At 68.0% G+C, this 17,637-nt stretch carries 20 protein-coding genes and 1 pseudogene; 16 read left to right on the top strand and 5 right to left on the bottom strand.

The annotated features are described in order from the left end of the window. Positions 1–8: 8 nt before the first annotated feature. Positions 9–1,541: an APC family permease gene (locus ACEWX3_RS02000; RefSeq protein WP_374158555.1), complete on the bottom strand. Its 1,533-nt coding sequence runs from the start codon at positions 1,539–1,541 to the stop codon at positions 9–11. Positions 1,542–1,725: 184 nt separating this feature from the next. On the opposite strand from ACEWX3_RS02000, the gene ACEWX3_RS01995 reads away from it, so the two are divergent. From ACEWX3_RS01995 to ACEWX3_RS01940, 12 genes are all read left to right on the top strand, one after another. After that, positions 1,726–3,006, top strand: a complete 1,281-nt coding sequence (locus tag ACEWX3_RS01995) for an aminotransferase class III-fold pyridoxal phosphate-dependent enzyme (RefSeq protein WP_221359148.1) — start codon at positions 1,726–1,728, stop codon at positions 3,004–3,006. After that, complete coding sequence (locus tag ACEWX3_RS01990) at positions 3,003–4,550, top strand: aldehyde dehydrogenase family protein (protein WP_207065331.1); 1,548 nt, start codon at positions 3,003–3,005, stop codon at positions 4,548–4,550. The genes ACEWX3_RS01995 and ACEWX3_RS01990 overlap by 4 nt, the downstream gene beginning before the upstream one ends. A gap of 3 nt (positions 4,551–4,553) precedes the next feature. Continuing rightward, positions 4,554–5,159, top strand: coding sequence for a BMC domain-containing protein (locus tag ACEWX3_RS01985; protein ID WP_152519075.1), 606 nt, complete (start codon positions 4,554–4,556; stop codon positions 5,157–5,159). Then, positions 5,156–5,650: a hypothetical protein gene (locus ACEWX3_RS01980; protein ID WP_322486589.1), complete on the top strand. Its 495-nt coding sequence runs from the start codon at positions 5,156–5,158 to the stop codon at positions 5,648–5,650. The genes ACEWX3_RS01985 and ACEWX3_RS01980 overlap by 4 nt, the downstream gene beginning before the upstream one ends. Then, complete coding sequence (locus ACEWX3_RS01975) at positions 5,647–5,892, top strand: EutN/CcmL family microcompartment protein (RefSeq protein WP_207065244.1); 246 nt, start codon at positions 5,647–5,649, stop codon at positions 5,890–5,892. Before ACEWX3_RS01980 ends, ACEWX3_RS01975 begins: the two co-directional genes overlap by 4 nt. Before the next feature lie 41 nt (positions 5,893–5,933). After that, entirely contained in the window at positions 5,934–6,215 is a 282-nt protein-coding gene (locus ACEWX3_RS01970; RefSeq protein WP_152519078.1) for a BMC domain-containing protein, read from the top strand. A 17-nt stretch (positions 6,216–6,232) separates the two neighbouring features. Next, positions 6,233–6,874: a microcompartment protein gene (locus ACEWX3_RS01965; protein WP_152519079.1), complete on the top strand. Its 642-nt coding sequence runs from the start codon at positions 6,233–6,235 to the stop codon at positions 6,872–6,874. Then, entirely contained in the window at positions 6,874–7,872 is a 999-nt protein-coding gene (locus ACEWX3_RS01960) for a phosphotransferase enzyme family protein (RefSeq protein ID WP_374158554.1), read from the top strand. The genes ACEWX3_RS01965 and ACEWX3_RS01960 overlap by 1 nt, the downstream gene beginning before the upstream one ends. Positions 7,873–7,899: 27 nt before the next feature. After that, the gene (gene fabG / locus ACEWX3_RS01955; RefSeq protein WP_374158553.1) at positions 7,900–8,679 is read left to right on the top strand and encodes a 3-oxoacyl-ACP reductase FabG; all 780 of its coding nucleotides are present in this window, start codon (positions 7,900–7,902) and stop codon (positions 8,677–8,679) included. Between the two features lie 63 nt (positions 8,680–8,742). Then, positions 8,743–9,525, top strand: a complete 783-nt coding sequence (locus ACEWX3_RS01950; RefSeq protein WP_207065247.1) for a GntR family transcriptional regulator — start codon at positions 8,743–8,745, stop codon at positions 9,523–9,525. 12 nt (positions 9,526–9,537) lie between these two features. Then, the gene (gene gluQRS / locus ACEWX3_RS01945) at positions 9,538–10,425 is read left to right on the top strand and encodes a tRNA glutamyl-Q(34) synthetase GluQRS (protein WP_207065248.1); all 888 of its coding nucleotides are present in this window, start codon (positions 9,538–9,540) and stop codon (positions 10,423–10,425) included. A 13-nt stretch (positions 10,426–10,438) separates the two neighbouring features. Continuing rightward, a complete protein-coding gene (locus ACEWX3_RS01940) occupies positions 10,439–11,812 on the top strand; it encodes an FAD-dependent oxidoreductase (RefSeq protein ID WP_221358994.1) in 1,374 nt (457 codons plus the stop codon). Here ACEWX3_RS01940 and ACEWX3_RS01935 read toward each other — a convergent pair. Both ACEWX3_RS01935 and tgt read right to left on the bottom strand, forming a co-directional pair. Continuing rightward, positions 11,790–13,031, bottom strand: a complete 1,242-nt coding sequence (locus ACEWX3_RS01935; RefSeq protein WP_374158552.1) for a cytochrome P450 — start codon at positions 13,029–13,031, stop codon at positions 11,790–11,792. The genes ACEWX3_RS01940 and ACEWX3_RS01935 overlap by 23 nt on opposite strands. Before the next feature lie 34 nt (positions 13,032–13,065). Continuing rightward, positions 13,066–14,301 carry a tRNA guanosine(34) transglycosylase Tgt gene (gene tgt, locus ACEWX3_RS01930; RefSeq protein ID WP_374159996.1) on the bottom strand — a complete coding sequence of 412 codons (1,236 nt, stop codon included), beginning with the start codon at positions 14,299–14,301 and terminating at the stop codon, positions 13,066–13,068. Between the two features lie 7 nt (positions 14,302–14,308). On the opposite strand from tgt, the gene ACEWX3_RS01925 reads away from it, so the two are divergent. Further along, positions 14,309–14,755 (top strand): lipoprotein LpqH, encoded by a 447-nt coding sequence (locus tag ACEWX3_RS01925; protein WP_374158551.1) that lies wholly within the window; start codon positions 14,309–14,311, stop codon positions 14,753–14,755. A gap of 109 nt (positions 14,756–14,864) precedes the next feature. Beyond that, entirely contained in the window at positions 14,865–15,335 is a 471-nt protein-coding gene (locus tag ACEWX3_RS01920) for a lipoprotein LpqH (RefSeq protein ID WP_207065254.1), read from the top strand. A 16-nt stretch (positions 15,336–15,351) separates the two neighbouring features. Here ACEWX3_RS01920 and ACEWX3_RS01915 read toward each other — a convergent pair whose 3' ends face one another. Next, complete coding sequence (locus ACEWX3_RS01915; protein WP_372511815.1) at positions 15,352–15,666, bottom strand: DUF732 domain-containing protein; 315 nt, start codon at positions 15,664–15,666, stop codon at positions 15,352–15,354. A 122-nt stretch (positions 15,667–15,788) separates the two neighbouring features. On the opposite strand from ACEWX3_RS01915, the gene ACEWX3_RS01910 reads away from it, so the two are divergent. Next, positions 15,789–16,160 (top strand): hypothetical protein, encoded by a 372-nt coding sequence (locus ACEWX3_RS01910; protein WP_207065255.1) that lies wholly within the window; start codon positions 15,789–15,791, stop codon positions 16,158–16,160. Here the strand turns inward: ACEWX3_RS01910 and ACEWX3_RS01905 are convergent. After that, positions 16,151–17,185, bottom strand: a complete 1,035-nt coding sequence (locus ACEWX3_RS01905; protein WP_374159995.1) for a dihydrodipicolinate reductase — start codon at positions 17,183–17,185, stop codon at positions 16,151–16,153. The genes ACEWX3_RS01910 and ACEWX3_RS01905 overlap by 10 nt on opposite strands. Before the next feature lie 157 nt (positions 17,186–17,342). On the opposite strand from ACEWX3_RS01905, the pseudogene ACEWX3_RS01900 reads away from it, so the two are divergent. Then, a pseudogene (locus ACEWX3_RS01900) lies at positions 17,343–17,624 on the top strand (hypothetical protein); the annotation flags it as partial. Positions 17,625–17,637: the final 13 nt, after the last annotated feature.

Raw genomic sequence — 17,637 nt, 5'->3', positions numbered from 1 at the left:
CCAGCGGATCAGTCCCGAACTTCGCTGTCGTCGTAGACGATCCGGCCGATCAGCTCATAGCGGCGAGAATCGCGAAACTTGAAGTACAGCGCAAGCGCGGCACCGATGGCGAACACACCGACCACGATCCACGGCGTCAGCTTGAACAGCAACGTGCCCGATGCCGTCCCTGCCGCCGACTCCTTGTGCTCCCACAGCAGATACACCACGTAGAGCATGCCCGAACCACCGAGCAGGGGCGCGAGGAACGTCTTGAACCAGTGCGCGCTAGACGGATGCATCTTGTGGAAGTGGAAGTAGGCGATGATGGCGAAGGCGCACAGCGACTGCACGATCAGAATCGCCATGGTGCCGAGGATCGCCAACAGCGTGTACATGTGCACGTAGGGGTCCATGCCCGCGAACAGGAACGCCAGGATCAGCACCAGCGAGATGCCGCTCTGGACGAAGGACGCCACGTAGGGCGATCCGTGGGTGGGATGGGTGGCCCCCAGGGTGCGCTGCAGCTTGACGGACAGGCCCTCGCGACCCAGCGCGTACAGGTATCGCGAGGCGCAGTTGTGGAATGCCATGCCACACGCGAACGAACCGGAGACCAACAGGATGTTGAACACCGTGATCGCCCACTCGCCGTAGGTGCCGCGCACCGGTCCGAAGAAGATCTCCGAGGCCGTGTCGGCGTCCTGGGCCAGCTCGACGGCACGCTGCGGGCCGGTGCCGGCGATGGCCATCCACGAAACGAACACATAGAACAGACCGACGCCTAGCACCGCGATCATGGTCGCGCGCGGGATGATTCGCTTGGGGTCCTTGGACTCCTCGCCGTACATGGCCGTCGACTCGAACCCGACCCACGACCAGAACGCGAAGAACAAGCCCAGCCCCGCGCTGGCGCCTGCCACGGCCGCGGGGGTGAACGCACCGATCGGGTTCAGCGTCTCGCCGATCGCGAAGCCGTCCGGCCCGCCACCCTGCACCAGCACGGCCACAGCGCCCAGAGCGAGCATGACGATCTCGGTGATCAGGAAGACCCCGAGCACCTTGGCCGTGAGGTTGACGTCGAAGTAGGTCAGGATCGCGTTGAGCGCGAGCATCAGCAGCGCCGGCAGGATCCAGGGGATCGTGATCCCGAGCAGCGACGACACCAGGTTCTGGGTGAAGAACGAGAAGATGCCGATCAGCGACGCTTCGAACACCACGTAGGCCAGCGTGATGAGCAGGCCGGCAGCCATCCCGACCACCCGGCCGAGTCCGTGCGAGATGTAGCCGTAGAACGCGCCGGTGGCGGTGATGTGCTTGGCCATCGTGGCGTAGCCGATGGCGAACAGCCCGAGCACCACCGTCGCGACGATGTAGCCCGCCGGTGCATGTGAACCATTTCCGAACCCTACGGCGATCGGAACGTTACCGACCATTGCCGTGATGGGCGCAGCCGTGGCCACCGCCATGAATATGACGCCGATGGTCCCCACAGCGTTGCGCTTGAGCCGTTGGACCGGTTCACCTGTTGTTTTGTCGTGATCCACGACGCGATCAGTCATCCTGTGTGCATACCTTCCCCAGTGAACGGTAGGAGCTGTTGTGGTCCAGACCACATCAACCGTGCGTATATTGGCACTACCAATTAGATCGCGCAACCGCTAGAACGCTTCGGTTCGCGCTATTGACACAAATGGTCAACCTTTTTACGCTGGCCGGGACTTACCACTCATGGCAGGGAGCCCGGTGTACGACTACGGCACGTTCTCGTTCGAGTCCAAGACCCAGGTCCTGGAACGCGCGAAAGAGTTCTGGAATCCTGACAAGACCCAGTTCTGGACCGATACCGGCGTCGATCTCGTCATCGACCGGCGGGAGGGCTACTTCCTGTGGGACATGAGCGGGCGCCGGCTCATCGACATGCACCTCAACGGCGGAACCTACAACCTGGGTCACCGCAACCCCGAGGTGATGCAGGCTCTCACCGAAGGCATGCAGTACTTCGACGTCGGTAACCATCACTTCCCGTCCGTGGCACGCACCGCGCTGGCCCAGAAGCTGGTGGAGTCGGCGCCTCAATCGATCTCCAAGGTCGCGTTCGGGTCCGGCGGGGGCGAGGCCATCGACATCGCGCTCAAGAGCGCACGCCATGCGACCAAGCGCCGCAAGATCGTCTCGATCATCAAGGCCTATCACGGACACACCGGTCTGGCGGTCGCCACCGGCGACGACCGGTTCGCCAAGATGTTCCTCGCCGACCAGCCGGACGAGTTCATCCAGGTGCCGTTCGGCGACGTCGACGCGATGGAACAGGCGCTGCGCGGACGCGACGTGGCCGCGGTGATCATGGAGACGATCCCCGCGACCTACGGGTTCCCGCTTCCGCCGCCGGGCTACCTGGAAGCGGTGCGGGACCTGTGCACGCGCTACGACGCGCTCTACATCGCCGACGAGGTGCAAACCGGGCTGATGCGTACCGGCGAGATGTGGGGAATCACCAAGCACGGCATCGACCCCGACATCATGGTGTCGGGCAAGGGGCTCTCCGGCGGTATGTACCCGATCACCGCCGCGATGCTCAGCGACCGCGCCGCCCAGTGGCTCGACGAGGACGGCTTCGGCCACATCTCCACGTTCGGCGGCGCGGAACTGGGATGTGTCGCGGCAATCAAGACCCTCGAGATCACCTCGCGCCCCGAGGTCAGGTCCTCGGTCCACTACATCGCCGACATCTTCTCCCACGGGCTGGCGCGGATCCAGGCCGACCATCCCGACTGGTTCGTCGGTATCCGGCAGAACGGCGTGGTGATCGGGCTGGAGTTCGACCATCCCGAAGGCGCCAAGTTCGTGATGCGGGAACTCTACGAACTCGGCGTGTGGGCCATCTTCTCGACGCTGGATCCCCGTGTCCTGCAGTTCAAACCGGGTCTGCTGCTGGGACGCGACCTCTGCGAGGACGTCCTGGACCGACTCGACGTCGCCGTCGGCCGGGCTCAGGCCGCCGCTACCGGACGGAGAAAGGTGTGACCACCATCAACCAGGCCGGCCACCTGCTGGAACGTGCCCGCTGGGCCGCGGCCGCCTACGCCGAGTACGACCAGAGTGCCGTCAGCGCGATCGTCAACGCGGTCGCCGAAGCCGGCCATGCCGAAGCCGAGCGCTTCGCCGCGGCCGCGGTGGCCGAGACCCAGATGGGCGTGGTCGCCGACAAGGTGGTCAAGAACCGGGCCTGCTCGCGCGGCATCCTCGACTTCTACCGAGGCCAGGACTTCGTCTCGCCCCGTGTCGACGTCGAGCAGAAGATCGTCGAGATCCCGCGTCCGGCCGGGGTGGTGCTCGCGCTGGCACCGACGACCAATCCCGTTGCGACGGTGTACTTCAAGGTGATCCTGGCGCTGATGACCCGCAACGCCGTGGTCGTCGCCCCCCATCCCCGGGCCCGCCAGTGCTCGGTCGATGCGGCCCAGTTGCTGGCCGAGGCCGCGGTCGCGGCCGGCGCGCCCGACGGCATCGTGTCGGTGGTGACCGAGCCGTCGATTCCTCTGGTCGAGGCGCTGATGGCCGATGAACGCACCGATGTCATCGTCGCGACCGGGGGTACCGGCGTGGTCCGGGCCGCCTATTCGTCGGGCAACCCGGCCCTGGGTGTCGGGCCGGGCAACGTGCCGGTCTTCGTGGATGCGAGCGCCGACATCGAGGCCGCCGCCCGACGCATCGTCGACAGCAAGGCATTCGACAACTCGGTGCTGTGCACCAACGAGTCGGTGCTGATCGCCGAGGATGCCATCGCCGCGAAGCTGAGCTCGGCGCTGACCCGCAACGGAGCGCACATCCTCGACGCCGAGGCGACGCAACGGCTTCGGGAGTACATGTTCCCTGACGGCGCACTGAACACCGAGGTGGTGGGTCGATCGGCGGCGTGGATCGCCGAGCGCGCGGGAGTCCGGGTGACGGCCAAGACCCGGCTGCTGGTCGCGCCGTTCACCGACGTCATCTCCGAAGAGGTGTTGACGCACGAAAAGCTCTGCCCGGTAATTGGTTTCACCACGGTTGCCGACGCCCACCGCGGAGTTCGCGCCGCCCGCGCCGTCGTGCGTATCGCCGGCGCCGGACACTCCGCGGCCATTCACAGCGAGGACCCGCGTGTCGTCACCGAATTCGCTGCGCAGGTCCCTGTGCTGCGGGTGTCGGTCAACGTCGGCAACAGCACCGGCAGCTCCGGACTGGAGACCAATCTGGCGCCGTCGATGACGATCGGCACCGGCTTCGTGGGGCGCAGCGGAATCGGGGAGAACCTGCGTCCGGACAACCTGCTGAACTGGACGCGGATCGCCTACAACGCCGATGCCGGCGTGTCGATGCCCAGCTTCGCCGCCATCTCGCCGTGGCGCAGTCCCGACTCCGCGGTGCCGGCCTATCCCCGCGCCTCCAACGACGACTCCGTGGCACTTCCCGTCCCGCCGAGGCGCCCCGCCCCGGTGTCCCGCTCTGCCGATCCGACCCTCGACACGCTGCGCGCCGAGCTGCGCGCGCTGGTCGTCGAGGAGCTCGCCCAACTCATCAAGAGGTGACCCGTGGCTGAACTACGTTCGTTCATCTTCATCGACAGGCTGCAGCCGCAGACCATGTCGTATCTGGGCACCTGGATCAAGGGTGCTCTGCCGCGTGCCGATGTCGCCGCCCAGATCATCGAGGTGGCACCGGGACTGGACATCGAAGGCGTCACCGATGTGGCCCTCAAGCACGCCGAGGTCCAGGCGGGCGTGCTGGTGGTGGAACGCCAGTTCGGCTACCTGGAGTTCCACGGTGAGACGGGTGCGGTCAAGGCCGCCGCCGACGCGGCACTCGAGGAACTCGGCGCGGGCACCGATGCGGCGATCGCCCCGAAGATCCTGGCGTCGCGCATCATCTCCAGCATCGATCAGCAGCACGCGTTCCTGATCAATCGCAACAAGATCGGCTCGATGGTGCTCGCCGGCGAGACGCTCTACGTCCTCGAGGTCGCGCCGGCGTCGTATGCGATCCTGGCCACCAACGAGGCCGAGAAGGCCGCCGACGTCAAGGTCGTCGACTTCCGGATGATCGGCGCGACCGGTCGCGTGTACCTCTCAGGCACCGAAGCCGATGTGCGCCAAGCCGCCTCCGCCGCCGAGGACGCGCTGGCACGGAGCGTCCCGTGACCGCGCTCGACCACCGCCAACTTCGTCAGCTGGTGCGCGAGGTGGTGCGTGATGCGCTGGCCGACCTCGGTCCGTCGGCACCGGCCCCGCCGGCCCCTCGTGCCGCCCCTCGTGCCGCCCCGCCGCCCCCGGACGGTCCGATACCCTCCGGCCCCCTGGCCGCCGACGAGCGCTTCCGCACCGAAGCGGTGCGCATCACCTCCGATGCCGAGCTGGCGGCGTTCGCCCGCCATCTGCTGCATCTGTTCGAAAACCCCAAGAACCGAGCCGATCTGCGGGCCGGCCGGCTGACGTTCCGGCTCGCCGGTGTGCAGCGCGGCTCGGGGGCGAGCGCGCGACGTGTCGAACGCGGGGCGGTCACCGAGCGTCAGATCGCGGAATTGGCCGGCTCCGGAGCCACCCTGGTCCTGGGCCCCCGCGCGGTACTGACCCCCCTGGCACGAGAACGCGCCCGTGCTCTCGGCGTGACGATCGAAAAGGAGCGCAGATGATCCAAGGCACGGTGACCGGCCAGGTCTGGTCCACCCGGCGCGTGGAAGGCGTGCCGGCCGGAGCATTCCTCGAGGTCGAGATCGAGGGCACGGCGAATCGGCTGATCGCCTTCGACGTCCTCGGCAGCGGGGTCGGCGAGCGGGTCCTGGTGACGCAGGGCTCGGTCGCGTCCAGTTGGTTCACCGGTCCCCCACCACCGGTGGACGCCCTCATCATCGGGTCCATCGACCCGTCGCACTGACCCAGAAGCAACCGACAGCAACCAGCAGAAGGAGAACCATCATGGCCAGCAACGCAATCGGAATGATCGAGACCAAGGGGTACGTCGCAGCTCTGGCGGCGGCCGACGCCATGGTCAAAGCCGCCAACGTCACCATCACCGACCGTCAGCAGGTCGGTGACGGTTTGGTCGCGGTGATCGTGACGGGCGAGGTCGGTGCGGTGAAGGCGGCCACCGAGGCCGGCGCCGAATCCGCCTCGCAGGTCGGCGAGCTCGTCAGCGTGCACGTGATCCCCCGCCCGCACAACGAGTTGGGCGCGCACTTCTCCGTCGCCGCTCAGTGACCCCCGCGGCCACCCCGATGACGGGTACCCGCACCGACATCCGCGTGTACCTGCTCGTCGAGGATCTCCAAGCCCAGTTCGCCGCCTACCTCGGCACCCCCACCCGGGCCCGCGGCTATCCGCCCTACGCGGGGGAACACGCGCTGATCGTCGAGGTGTCACCCGCGCTGGCGATCGAACGCGTCATCGACCTCGCTCTGCGCGAGGTGCCCGGTATCGCCCCCGGCATCCTGTACGTCGAGCGGCAGTTCGGCGTGCTGGAGATCCATTCCGCCGACCTCTCCGACGTCATCCGCGCCGGTGAGGCCATCCTCACGGGCACGGGCAACTCGGCTGCCGACCAGCTGCGGCCGCGGGTGCTCTACCACGACATCATCGAGGACATCACCGATCAGCATGCGGTCATCCTGAACCGCAACCGGCAGGCGTCTATGGTTCTTCCGGGTCAATCGCTCCTGGTCTATGAGATGACACCGGCCCTGTTCGCTGCGGTTGCGGCCAATGAAGCGGAGAGGGCAGCGCCGAACCTGACGCTGGTGGACGTGCAGATGATCGGGGCAGCGGGCAGGCTGTACATCAGTGGGGCGACCGCTGACGTCACGACGGCCCGTGACCGCATCACGACCGTGCTGGCCGGAATCGAAGGGCGAGATCATTGATGGCTGAGGCTGACTTCGTCGGCAACGACCTGGCGATAGCCGAGCAGGCCCTGGCGGCCTATGACCTACCGCCGGCGTCGACGCTGACTCTGTTGAACCTCTCGGAGAACGCCACCTACGCGGTCGAGGAACCCGGCACCGGGGCGAAGTCGATCCTGCGGGTACACCGCAAGAACTACCACCGCCGACACGAGATCGAATCGGAGCTCGACTGGCTCGACGCGCTGCGCCGGGACAGCGACCTGACCGTCCCCGTCGTCGTGCCGGCCCGGGACGGCACCCGCGTCGTCACCGTCGACGACGAGGACGGACCCCGGCACGTCGTCCACTTCGAGATGGTCGACGGTGTCGAGCCGGACGAGAAGACGTTGACAGTCCAGGACTTCCACACCTTGGGTGCGATCACCGCCGCCCTGCACGACCACTCCCGCACCTGGCAGCGCCCGCAGGGTTTCGGTCGGTTCTGCTGGGACTGGGAGCACAGCCTGGGCGCCACACCGCGCTGGGGGCGCTGGCAGGATGCCGTCGGGGTCGGGGACGCCGAAACCGATGTGCTCACCCGCGCGCAACAGCTACTGTCGCGGCGACTCGCCGAATACGGCGACGGGCCGGACACATTCGGGCTGGTACACGCCGACCTTCGGTTGGCCAATCTGCTCGTCGACGACGACACCATCACCGTCATCGACTTCGACGACTGTGGATTCAGTTGGTACTTCTACGACTTCGGCACCGCGGTGTCCTTTTTCGAAGACGACCCGTCGGTGCCCGAGTGGCAGGACGCCTGGGTGCGCGGCTACCGCACCCGACGGTCGATGAGCGCCGCCGACGAGGCGATGCTGCCGTCCTTCGTGCTGTTGCGCAGATTCCTGCTGCTGGCCTGGATGGGCACGCACAACCATTCCCGCGAATCCCAGCAGATGTCGATCACCTACGCCGCGGGCAGCGCCGCGCTGGCGGAACGATACCTGATGTCCAACGGCCTGACACTGGCCTGATCCGAACAGCGAAAGGCAGACCCGCAGATGTTCACTTCACTCGCCGGCCGATCGGCCGTCGTCACCGGCGGCAGCAAAGGCATCGGTCGCGGAATCGCGGAGGTGCTCGCCGACGCCGGCGTCCACGTCGTCATCACCGGTCGCCATCAGGCCGACATCGATGCCACCGTCGACAGCCTCTCCGGTAAGCCCGGCACGGTCAGCGGGGTGACTTCCGACGTCACCGATCCCGCCGACTGCCGTCGGGTGGTCGCCGCGGCGGTGGAGCGCCACGGGGGGCTCGACATCGTCTGTGCCAATGCCGGCATCTTCCCGTCCAGCCGACTGGAGGAGCTGACTCCGGAGAAGATCGACGAGGTGATCGGGGTCAACTTCAAGGGCACCGTGTACATCGTGCAGGCCGCGCTCGACGCGCTGACCGCCAGCGGTCACGGGCGGGTGGTGATCACGTCCTCCATCACCGGTCCGATCACCGGCTTCCCCGGTTGGTCGCATTACGGCGCCAGCAAGGCCGCGCAACTCGGGTTCCTGCGCACCGCCGCAATGGAACTGGCGCCGAAGAAGATCACGGTCAACGCCGTGCTGCCCGGCAACATCGTCACCGAGGGTCTGGTGGACATGGGCCAGCAGTACATGGACCAGATGGCCGCGGCGGTCCCCGCGGGGCGGCTGGGCAGCGTCAGTGACATCGGCAACGCGGCGTTGTTCTTCGCCACCGATGAGGCGTCCTACATCACCGGCCAGACGCTGGTCGTCGACGGCGGGCAGATCCTCCCCGAGTCCCAGGAAGCACTCGCCGACATGTGAGCGGCGGTGCGGCGTCCTGCCTGCCGTAGAATTGGTCGTACCAAATTGAGGCGGGGAGGACCGGTGCCCACACAGACCGAGGATCTGCGACGCCGGATCGTGGCCGACATCAACGCCGGCGAGCCCGGAGCCAAGCTGGGCAGCGAGCGGGAGCTCGCCGAGCGGTACGGCACCAGCCGATCCAGCCTGCGGCAGGTCCTGGCCGCCCTGCAGGAGTCCGGACTGATCGACCGCGTGATCGGCCGGTCCGGGGGAATCTTCATCAGCCACGCCCAGGTGCAGCGCAGCCTGTCCGACCTGGTCGGCGTCCCGGCCTTCCTCGCCAACCAGGGTTACGAGGCCGGCACCCGCGTGCTGTCCACGCGGATCGCGGCACCGGACCGGCCCGCCCAGCATGCGCTGGGCCTGGGCCCGGACGATTTCGTCGTGGAGATTCGCCGCGTCCGGCTGGCCGACGGCTCACCGATCTCGCTGGAGTCGGCCCAGTTTCCCGCGGACGCGTTTCCCGGACTGCTCGAACGCCAACTCGGCGGTTCCATCTACGAGCTGCTGGAAAGCAGCTACGGACTGGTGACCTCGCGCGCCGACGAGCGCATCGAAGCGGTCAACGCCACGCCCGAGGAGGCCAGGCTGCTGGGGATCGCCCCGGAGTCCGCGCTGCTGCTCATCACCCGGGTGACGTTCGACCAGTCGGGCCAGCCTTGCGAATTCTCCAAGGACCTGTTCCGCGGTGACCGCACCAGACTGGCGGTCACGGTCCAGGGCCGGGGGGTCGGCGTGCAATCGACGGTCGACACCGCCTCGGTCGCACTGCAGAGCCAGTCGGCGCGGATCAAGGCCAGCTGAGTCGCGTCAGCGATGACCGCCGCAGGTAGGTTCGCGCCCAGTCCCTCGGCGGACCTGCACATCGGCAACCTGCGCACCGCCGTGCTCGCCTGGCTGTTCGCCCGCTCGACCGGGCGCCGATTCCTGATGCGGGTCGAAGACCTCGACGACCGCACCGACACCGACATCGCCGACCGTCAACTCGCCGACCTCGCCGCCCTCGGCCTCGACTGGGACGGCCCCGCCACCCGCCAGACCGCACACCCGGAACGCTACGCCGCCGTCGTCGATGAGCTGAGCCGCCGCGGGCTGGTCTTCGAATGCTTCTGCAGCAGAAAGGACATCGCGTCCGCACCGCGGGCCCCGCACGCCCCGCAGGGGGCCTACCCCGGCACCTGCCGCGACCTGACCGACGCCGAGCGTGCCGTCCGCCGCGAGCAGACCGGACGGCCCCCGGCGCTGCGGCTGCGCACCGAGGTCACCGAATACACCGTGCACGACCTGTTGCACGGCGACTTCACCGGACTGGTGGACGACTTCGTGGTGCGACGCGGTGACGGCGTGCCGGCCTACAACCTCGCGGTCGTGGTCGACGACGCCGCCACCGGTGTCGATCAGGTGGTGCGCGGCGACGACCTGCTGTCGTCGTCGCCGCGGCAGGCCTACCTCGCCCGGCTGCTCGGGCATCATGCACCGCAGTACGCCCATGTGCCGTTGGTGCTCAACGCCGAGGGCGCCCGACTGGCCAAGCGCGACGGGGCGGTGACGCTCGCTGAGATCGGCGTGGACACCGCGCTACGCGAGATCGCCGCATCGCTCGACTACACCGCGGACACCGTCGACGGCATGCTCGCCGAGTTCGACCCGCAACGGTTGCCACGATCTCCCTGGATATACCGGCCTGCTCGACCCCAGCCGTGAGAAGGTTTCCGGCATGAGCACTGCACCGACCCACGAGGCGGACGTCGTCATCGTCGGAGCTGGGATCTCCGGGCTGATCGCCGCGCGCACGGTCCTCGCGGCAGGTTTGACACCGGTGGTGCTGGAGGCGGACGACCGTGTCGGCGGACGCATCCTGACCCAGGACGCACTGCCAGGTCTGCCGGTGGAACTCGGCGCGCAGTGGATCGGCGATACACATCATCGGATGTTCGCGCTCGCCGCCGAGCTGGGCGTGCCGACGTACCCGCAGTACGACGACGGTGAGACGTCCTACGACCTGGCGGGCTCGGGTGTGTTGCGCCAGAGCGAGTTTCACAGCCGCTTCGCCGGTGAGCTGGCCGAGTTGGAGAAGGTGTTCCGGCTGCTCGACGAGCTCGCGGCCGAGGTCCCGCCTGAGGCGCCGTGGCTGGCACCGGCTGCCGCGGAATGGGATTCGGTGACTGCCGGCGCCTGGTACGACGGCCAGGGTCTGTCCCCTGTCGCGCGCACGCTCCTGGAGATCTGCACGGTCGGGATCCTGGCGGTGCCCACCGTGGAGGTGTCGTTCCTGCATCTGCTGTTCACCATCCAGACCTGCGGGGTGACCTCCGAGCTGTTCGCCGAGTCCGAGGGGGGCGCGCAGACCACCCGGTTCGTCGGCGGCACCGGTGAGATCCCGCGCAGACTGGCCGATCTGGTCGCCGAACACCTGGTGCTCCGGGCCCCGGTGCAACTCATCGAGCACAGCTCCGATCAGGTCACGGTGACCTGCCGCGGCGGGTTGGTGGCCCGCGGCCGGCGCGTCATCGTCACCATCTCGCCGACCCTGGCCGGGCGCATCATGTACGACCCACCCCTGCCCGGGGTGCGCGATCAGCTGACCCAGCGGTTACCGAACGCCTCGGCGATGAAGGCGTTCTTCATCTACGACGAACCGTTCTGGCGCGCCGACGGGCTCAACGGCCAGTTGATCTCTGACATCGGACCGGCCCGGATGTCCAACGACACGTGTCTGCCCGGTGACGACCACGGCGTCATCCTGCTGTTCCTGGAAGGCGAACAGGCACGCACCTACGGTCGGCTGCCGCACGACGAGCGCCGGGCCGCGCTGACCGCCGAGTTGGTCCGCCACTTCGGCGACAGGGCTGCGCGTCCCGAGTGCTACGTCGACGGCGAGTGGTCCGATCGGCAGTGGACCCGCGGCTGCTACAACGCCAACTGCGGCCCGCTGGTGTGGACCACGTTCGGGCAGGCGCTGGCCGCACCGATCGGCGCGATCCACTGGGCGGGCACGGACACCGCCACCCAGTGGAGCGCCTACATGGAGGGTGCGGTCGAGGCCGGTGAGCGGGCCGCGCACGCGGTCATCGAGGAGCTGAGCGGGTAGTCAGTGACACTGGCAGTTCGGACATCCCCCGCAGCGTGACGTTCTGCTTGTAGGTCGGCTCGCCGGCCAGGGCGGCGTCCGGGAACCGTGCCGTCAGCGCCGTCAGCGCGACGGTGGCCTCCAGCCGCGCCAGCGGAGCACCCAGGCAGAAGTGCGGCCCCTTCCCGAATCCGAGGTGCCGGATCGTCGGCCGCTGCGGATCGAATTCATCTGGGCGCTCGAGCAATTCAGGATCGCGATGGGCCGCGGCGAGCAGCAGCAGCATGTTGTCCCCCTTGGGTACCGTCACCCCACCGACGGACATGTCCTCGGCGGCGATGCGGCCGACCAGTTGCACCGGCGGGTCGTAGCGCAACGTCTCCTCGATGACACCCGCGACCCGGCCGGGGTCGGCGGCCAGCGCCGCCCACTGCTCGGGGTCACGCAACAGTGCCAGCGTCGCGTTGGCGATCAGGTTCACCGTCGTCTCGTGTCCGGCGACCAGCAGCAGGTTGCACGTCGCAACGATCTCCTCCTCGGTCAGCTGATCCCCGGACTCTTCGACGTGGATGAGCCCGGACATCAGGTCCTCGCCGGGATCACGGCGCCGACGCCCGATCAGCTCGCGCAGGTAGTCGCGCAACCAGAGACCCGCCTGCATGCGCTCCTCGACCCCGTCGCCGGCGGCCCCGGTGACGGTGACGAACGGGTCCAGGGACTGCGCCAGCAGCGCCGAGGCCCGCGAGAACCGGGGCTCGTCCTCCAGCGGGACGCCCAGCAGCCGGCAGATCACCGCGACCGGAAGCGGGTAGGCCAACCCCTCGATGACGTCGAAGTCCTCGCCGGCGGCGGCGTCGAGCAGGGAGGCCACCAGCGCGGCGATATCCGGTTCGAGCGCGTTGACCACCTTCGGTACGAACGCCTTGCTCACCAGCCGCCGCAACCGGGTGTGGTCCGGCGGGTCGAGGAACAGGAAGCCCGGTGGACCGAACGGCCGCGCAGCAGCACCCTCGGCGATCATCCGTTGCGCCACGGTCGACTTCAGGCGGTCACTGGCGGAGGCGGGGTGACGCAGCACCTCGTCACAGTGCGCGAAGGTCGAGAACACGGTCAGGTTGCTGTCGGGCAGCTGCATCGGACCGCTCTGCCGGATCCGGGCGTAGACCGGGTACGGGTCGGCGCGATGCGCGGGATCGAGCAGCTGCACCAGCGGGGACTGAGAATCCGCAGCGGTCGTCATAGCCTTATTGTGCACGCGTTCAAGAAGACGCAGGTCAGGCTTTCGGCGCGTAATACCGACCCAGCACGTGCTCCCTCAGGTCGTCGAAGCGACCGGCAGGAATCGCCGCGCGGATGTCGTCGACCAGACGGATGACGAACCGCTCGTTGTGGATCGTGCACAGCGTCGAGGCCAGGATCTCCTTGGCCTTGAACAGATGATGCAGGTAGGCGCGGGTGTAGTTGGCGCAGGTGTAGCAGTCGCATTCCTCGTCGATCGGCGTGAAATCGCGCCGATAGCGCGAGCCGGTGATGTTGAACCTCCCGGTCGGCGAATAGACCGCCGCGTTGCGGGCCACCCGCGACGGCGACACGCAGTCGAAAGTGTCCGCGCCCGCCGCGACGGCGGCGAACAGGTCGTCCGGCTCGCTGATTCCCAGCAGGTGCCGCGGCTTGTCGGCGGGCAACTCACTGCTCACCCAGCCCACGATCGTGGCCAGGTTCTGCTTCTCCAGCGCTCCCCCGATGCCGAAGCCGTCGAACCCCAACCCGGCCAGTCCCCGCGCGGCCTGGCGGCGCAGGTCCTCGTACTGCGCGCCCTGCACCACACCGAACAGCGCCTGCGGCGGCTTGTCGGACCGCAACTCCGAGAGCCGGCGGTGCTCGGCGACGCACCGCACCGCCCACTCGTGCGTGCGCTGCACCGAGCGCTCCTGGTAGCCGCGGGTGTTGACCAATGTGGTCAGTTCGTCGAACGCGAAGATGATGTCCGCGCCGAGCTTGTGCTGGATGCCGATCGACACCTCGGGGGTGAAGCGGTGGGTGGAGCCGTTGAGGTGCGAGCGGAACGTCACGCCGTCATCGTCGACGTGCGCGAGGCGCTGCTTGCCCTCGGCGATGATGTCGTCGGCCTGCACACGCTGGGCATCCATCGACAGCACCTTGCGAAAGCCGGCACCCAATGAGAGCACCTGAAATCCGCCGCTGTCGGTGAAGGTGGGGCCGGGCCAGTTCATGAACGCAGCCAACCCGCCGGCCTCGTCGACGATGTCGGGCCCGGGCTGCAGATAGAGGTGGTAGGCGTTGGCCAGCACGGCCTGGGCGCCCAGCGACTTCATCGTCTCCGGGAGCACCGCCTTGACGGTGGCCTGCGTGCCGACCGCGATGAACGCCGGAGTGTGGATGTCGCCGTGCGGGGTCGAGATGACCCCGGTGCGGCCCAGCCGTCCGGGCAGCTCGGCACCCACCTGAAAGAACGGATCACTCACACGCTGCTCAGGCACGCAGTAGATTCTGCCTGTGACCACACGATCGACCCTCGGCGCGGGGGCCCTGGCGACCGTGCTCGCCGTCGCAGGGTGCTCGTCGTCGCCGCAACCCGCCTACCAGCCACCACAGGGCGCGCTGATTCCGGGCACCGCGCAGGCCACGGTCAACGGCCGGGACGCGGGCACCACCTACTCGGTGGACTGCATGACGATCGGCCCGATGACCATGATCTCCACCGGCGGGGACGAGTCCGGCGTGTACACGATGGTCTCGAACGCGGAGGGCCTCGACGTCAAGTTGTTGCGCCTGACCGACCTGGGCGGCTTCACCGGCAGCTACAACCAGGGCCTCGATGGCGAGGCGACGGTCTCGATGACCGACCGCACCTACGACATCAACGGCACCGCGGTGGGCTTCGACCTCGACAACCCGAGCTTCCGCTCCACGGGCGACTTCCGGATCAAGATCGCCTGCTGAGTCCCGTTTCGCGGATTCAGGCCCGGTTTTGGAGACCGCCGCCTCATACTTCTGATCATGATTCGCCGGCCTCGGCGGACCATGCCACACCAGACGAAGGAGAGTCGGGATGAACCGTGGAGCACGCCGAATCGCTGTCGCTGTCGGAGGCGCAGCAGTGATCATGGGCCTGTCGGCCTGCGGCGGATCGGATGAAGGCTCGTCGACGTCGGGCGAGACGTCGACAGCGGCCGCGGCCGAGGGAACGAGCACCGTCACGATCGACGGTCAGGACCAGAGCGTCGAGGGCACCGTGGTGTGCTCGTCCATGGGCGGAAACATGAACATCGCCATCGGCGACGCGACCACCGGCATCGGTGCCGTGGTCTCCGAGGGGGACGAGCCCAGCGTCGTCTCGGTGGGCCTGGGCAACGTCAACGGCGTCACGCTGGGCTACCAGAGCGGGGTCAACCAGGGCGAAGCCACGGTCCAGAAGGATGGCGACACCTACACCATCTCCGGCACGGCGACCGGTGTCGACATGGCCAATCCCATGCAGCCGGTGAACAAGCCGTTCGAGATCGAGGTGACCTGCCCCTGACATCAGGGGTGCGGGTTCAGAACGGGGTGTAGCCCGCGGCCGACTGCCGCAACTGCCAGATCTGCGCCGGACACAGCTCGTTGACGGCCTGATTGATCAGGTACCCGGCCTGGTAGTAGTCGGTGGTGCGGAAGTCGGCCTTCACCTGATTCACCAGATCCGCGTAGGGCATCGTGGTCGCCACGCGATCACAGACGCTGCGGCCGTAGCCCAACGCGGCTTCGGCGTTGGGGAAGTTGTAGCCGGGCCGGACGTGCACGTTGACCAGGTAGGCCACCTCGTCGGCGTGCGCGTTCGGCGCGGCGAATCCGGCCGCCGACACCAGCCCCATCGTGATCGCGGAAACGACTCCGACCAGCCACTTCATGGGACAGACCCTACGCCAGCCGTCCCGGCTGCGGGGCGAATGCCCGATCCCGCCCGTGCAGCGGGACAGCCGCTTATGGTGAGGCCATGAAGCTGACGGTTGCGATGGCGCTGGCCGCGCCGCTGGTGGGATTGGCTTTCGCGGCGGGAAACGCATCGGCACAGCCGAACACGGTCTGTGACGGAGACGGCTGCGTGCCCTACGTCGACCGCACCGCCCATCTCGGCGGATCGTGCGACCAGTCCACCCGCTACAACTTCGGCATCGACGCCTCCGGCAACACGCTGGCGTGCAACTTCGACGGGCAGTGGGTGTCAGAGACTCCGCTGGTCGGGGTCCGGCTGCTGCGCTCCCCGTGCACCAGCGCCGGCGCGACGGCGCAGAGCCCCGATGGGGTGCCCCTGACCTGTGACGGTGTGGCGTGGAGCGCTGACTACTCGGTGATCTTCTACGGCTGAGCGCGGCCGGCGGTCCGGAAGCCGGCCCCGCTGCGGATCAGCGGCAACGTCGCCGACGTGGCGAATCCCGGTGGTGCGTCGCAGACGGCGGGGACCGCGTTGAGCACCTGCATCGCGGTCGCCACGTTGGCCGACCGGACATGCTCGGCGAGGCTGGCTCTGCGGCGGAAGCTGGCCAGCGACATGAAGTGGGCCCGCATCGACGGATCGCCTTCGATGGTCAGCGTCCAGCCGTGCTGCGGGGCGGGCCAGTGCTCCGGGTACTCGTTGCCGACGGTCCACAGCGTCTCGATCTCGATCAGTGTCCGCCCGTCGCGCCGTCCGGTCCAGTTCCACCGCTGACCGGCAGTGGTGCCGGCGGCCAGCAGGTGATCGAAGATCTGGTGGTCCGCCCGCGCCGGCACCGCGTCGACAGTCGCGGTGACCTCGTCGAGGTCGGCACCGAGTTCGTCGCCCAGGAACCACACCTGTTCGGTGAAGATCGAGCTGTTGAACGCCAGGAAGTCGGTCGCCGTCGGGCTGATCGAGTCGACCGGCCGCCCGAACGCCATGTTGTCGAAGGTGATGCCGGTGCTCTCGTAGGACGACCAGTCGGCACGTTCCTGCAGCGTGATCGTGTCGATGGTGCGGCTCATGCCCGACAACGCCAACGGCAACACCCCGGACAGGTTCCCCGGGTTCAGACCGCTGCCGTGGATCGCACTGGATCCGGCCTCGCACGCGGCGGCGACCCGGTCCCGGTCGGCAGCGGCTATGCGGCGCGGATGGAACATGAACGCCGTCGTCGCCACGTTCTTGCCCGCGGCCAGCAGCGCGCAGACGTCGTCGATACTGGCGGTGCGCGGCGTGTAGAGCACGCAGTCGGCCTCGAGTCCGAGGATCTCGTCGACGTCGGTGGTGGCCGTGACACCGATCGGGTCGCGACCGAGAAGCGTGCCGAGATCGGCGCCGTGCTTGTCGGGCGAGTAGACGCGGGCGCCGACCAGCGCCAGGTCGGGCCGGTGGTCCAGGACCGCCGTCATCATCTCGGTTCCGACAGCGCCTGTCCCCCACTGGATGACCCGGTACACACTGCTGAACCTAACAAGACGGCGAACGTGGCAAGACCAGACCGACGACCACCAGTGTTCCGCGACTTCCCGGCTCGGTTGAGTCGGCCGGGGATAGGGCACACTCGACAGCATGGGTGATTACGACGACGCAGGCCCCGACAACACACTCGGCCCCAGCGAATCGCTGGACTCCGACGAGGTCCGCAACGACGACGGCGACATCGTCGTCGATCCGCCCGAGCAGTGGATCGACGCCGAGGAGGACGAGACCCTCGACGAGAGGCTCTCCGCCGAGGTCCCCGATGTCGAACCCGACCTCGAGCCCGACGACGCGCGGCCGAGCCGGCGGTCGGCCGGCCAGATCGACGGCACCCCCGAGGACGGCGACTCGTTCTTCACCGTCGCCGACGACGACGAGAAGCAGG

Origin of the sequence: Mycobacterium sp. G7A2 (assembly GCF_041902445.1) — a bacterium.
Lineage (GTDB): Bacteria > Actinomycetota > Actinomycetes > Mycobacteriales > Mycobacteriaceae > Mycobacterium.
The sequence above is the reverse complement of the archived record's forward strand: the minus strand, read 5'-3'. Positions and strand labels throughout refer to the sequence as shown.

What these genes read in the sequence shown, in the direction of transcription:
- ACEWX3_RS02000 (WP_374158555.1), bottom strand. Translation starts at nt 1,541, where the DNA reads ATGACTGATCGCGTCGTGGATCACGACAAAACAACAGGTGAACCGGTC.
- ACEWX3_RS01920 (WP_207065254.1), top strand. Translation starts at nt 14,865, where the DNA reads ATGAACCGTGGAGCACGCCGAATCGCTGTCGCTGTCGGAGGCGCAGCA.
- ACEWX3_RS01915 (WP_372511815.1), bottom strand. Translation starts at nt 15,666, where the DNA reads ATGGGGCTGGTGTCGGCGGCCGGATTCGCCGCGCCGAACGCGCACGCC.
- ACEWX3_RS01970 (WP_152519078.1), top strand. Translation starts at nt 5,934, where the DNA reads ATGGCCAGCAACGCAATCGGAATGATCGAGACCAAGGGGTACGTCGCA.
- gluQRS (WP_207065248.1), top strand. Translation starts at nt 9,538, where the DNA reads ATGACCGCCGCAGGTAGGTTCGCGCCCAGTCCCTCGGCGGACCTGCAC.
- ACEWX3_RS01905 (WP_374159995.1), bottom strand. Translation starts at nt 17,185, where the DNA reads ATGATGACGGCGGTCCTGGACCACCGGCCCGACCTGGCGCTGGTCGGC.
- ACEWX3_RS01975 (WP_207065244.1), top strand. Translation starts at nt 5,647, where the DNA reads ATGATCCAAGGCACGGTGACCGGCCAGGTCTGGTCCACCCGGCGCGTG.
- ACEWX3_RS01935 (WP_374158552.1), bottom strand. Translation starts at nt 13,031, where the DNA reads ATGACGACCGCTGCGGATTCTCAGTCCCCGCTGGTGCAGCTGCTCGAT.
- ACEWX3_RS01940 (WP_221358994.1), top strand. Translation starts at nt 10,439, where the DNA reads ATGAGCACTGCACCGACCCACGAGGCGGACGTCGTCATCGTCGGAGCT.
- ACEWX3_RS01910 (WP_207065255.1), top strand. Translation starts at nt 15,789, where the DNA reads ATGAAGCTGACGGTTGCGATGGCGCTGGCCGCGCCGCTGGTGGGATTG.
- fabG (WP_374158553.1), top strand. Translation starts at nt 7,900, where the DNA reads ATGTTCACTTCACTCGCCGGCCGATCGGCCGTCGTCACCGGCGGCAGC.
- ACEWX3_RS01960 (WP_374158554.1), top strand. Translation starts at nt 6,874, where the DNA reads ATGGCTGAGGCTGACTTCGTCGGCAACGACCTGGCGATAGCCGAGCAG.
- ACEWX3_RS01965 (WP_152519079.1), top strand. Translation starts at nt 6,233, where the DNA reads ATGACGGGTACCCGCACCGACATCCGCGTGTACCTGCTCGTCGAGGAT.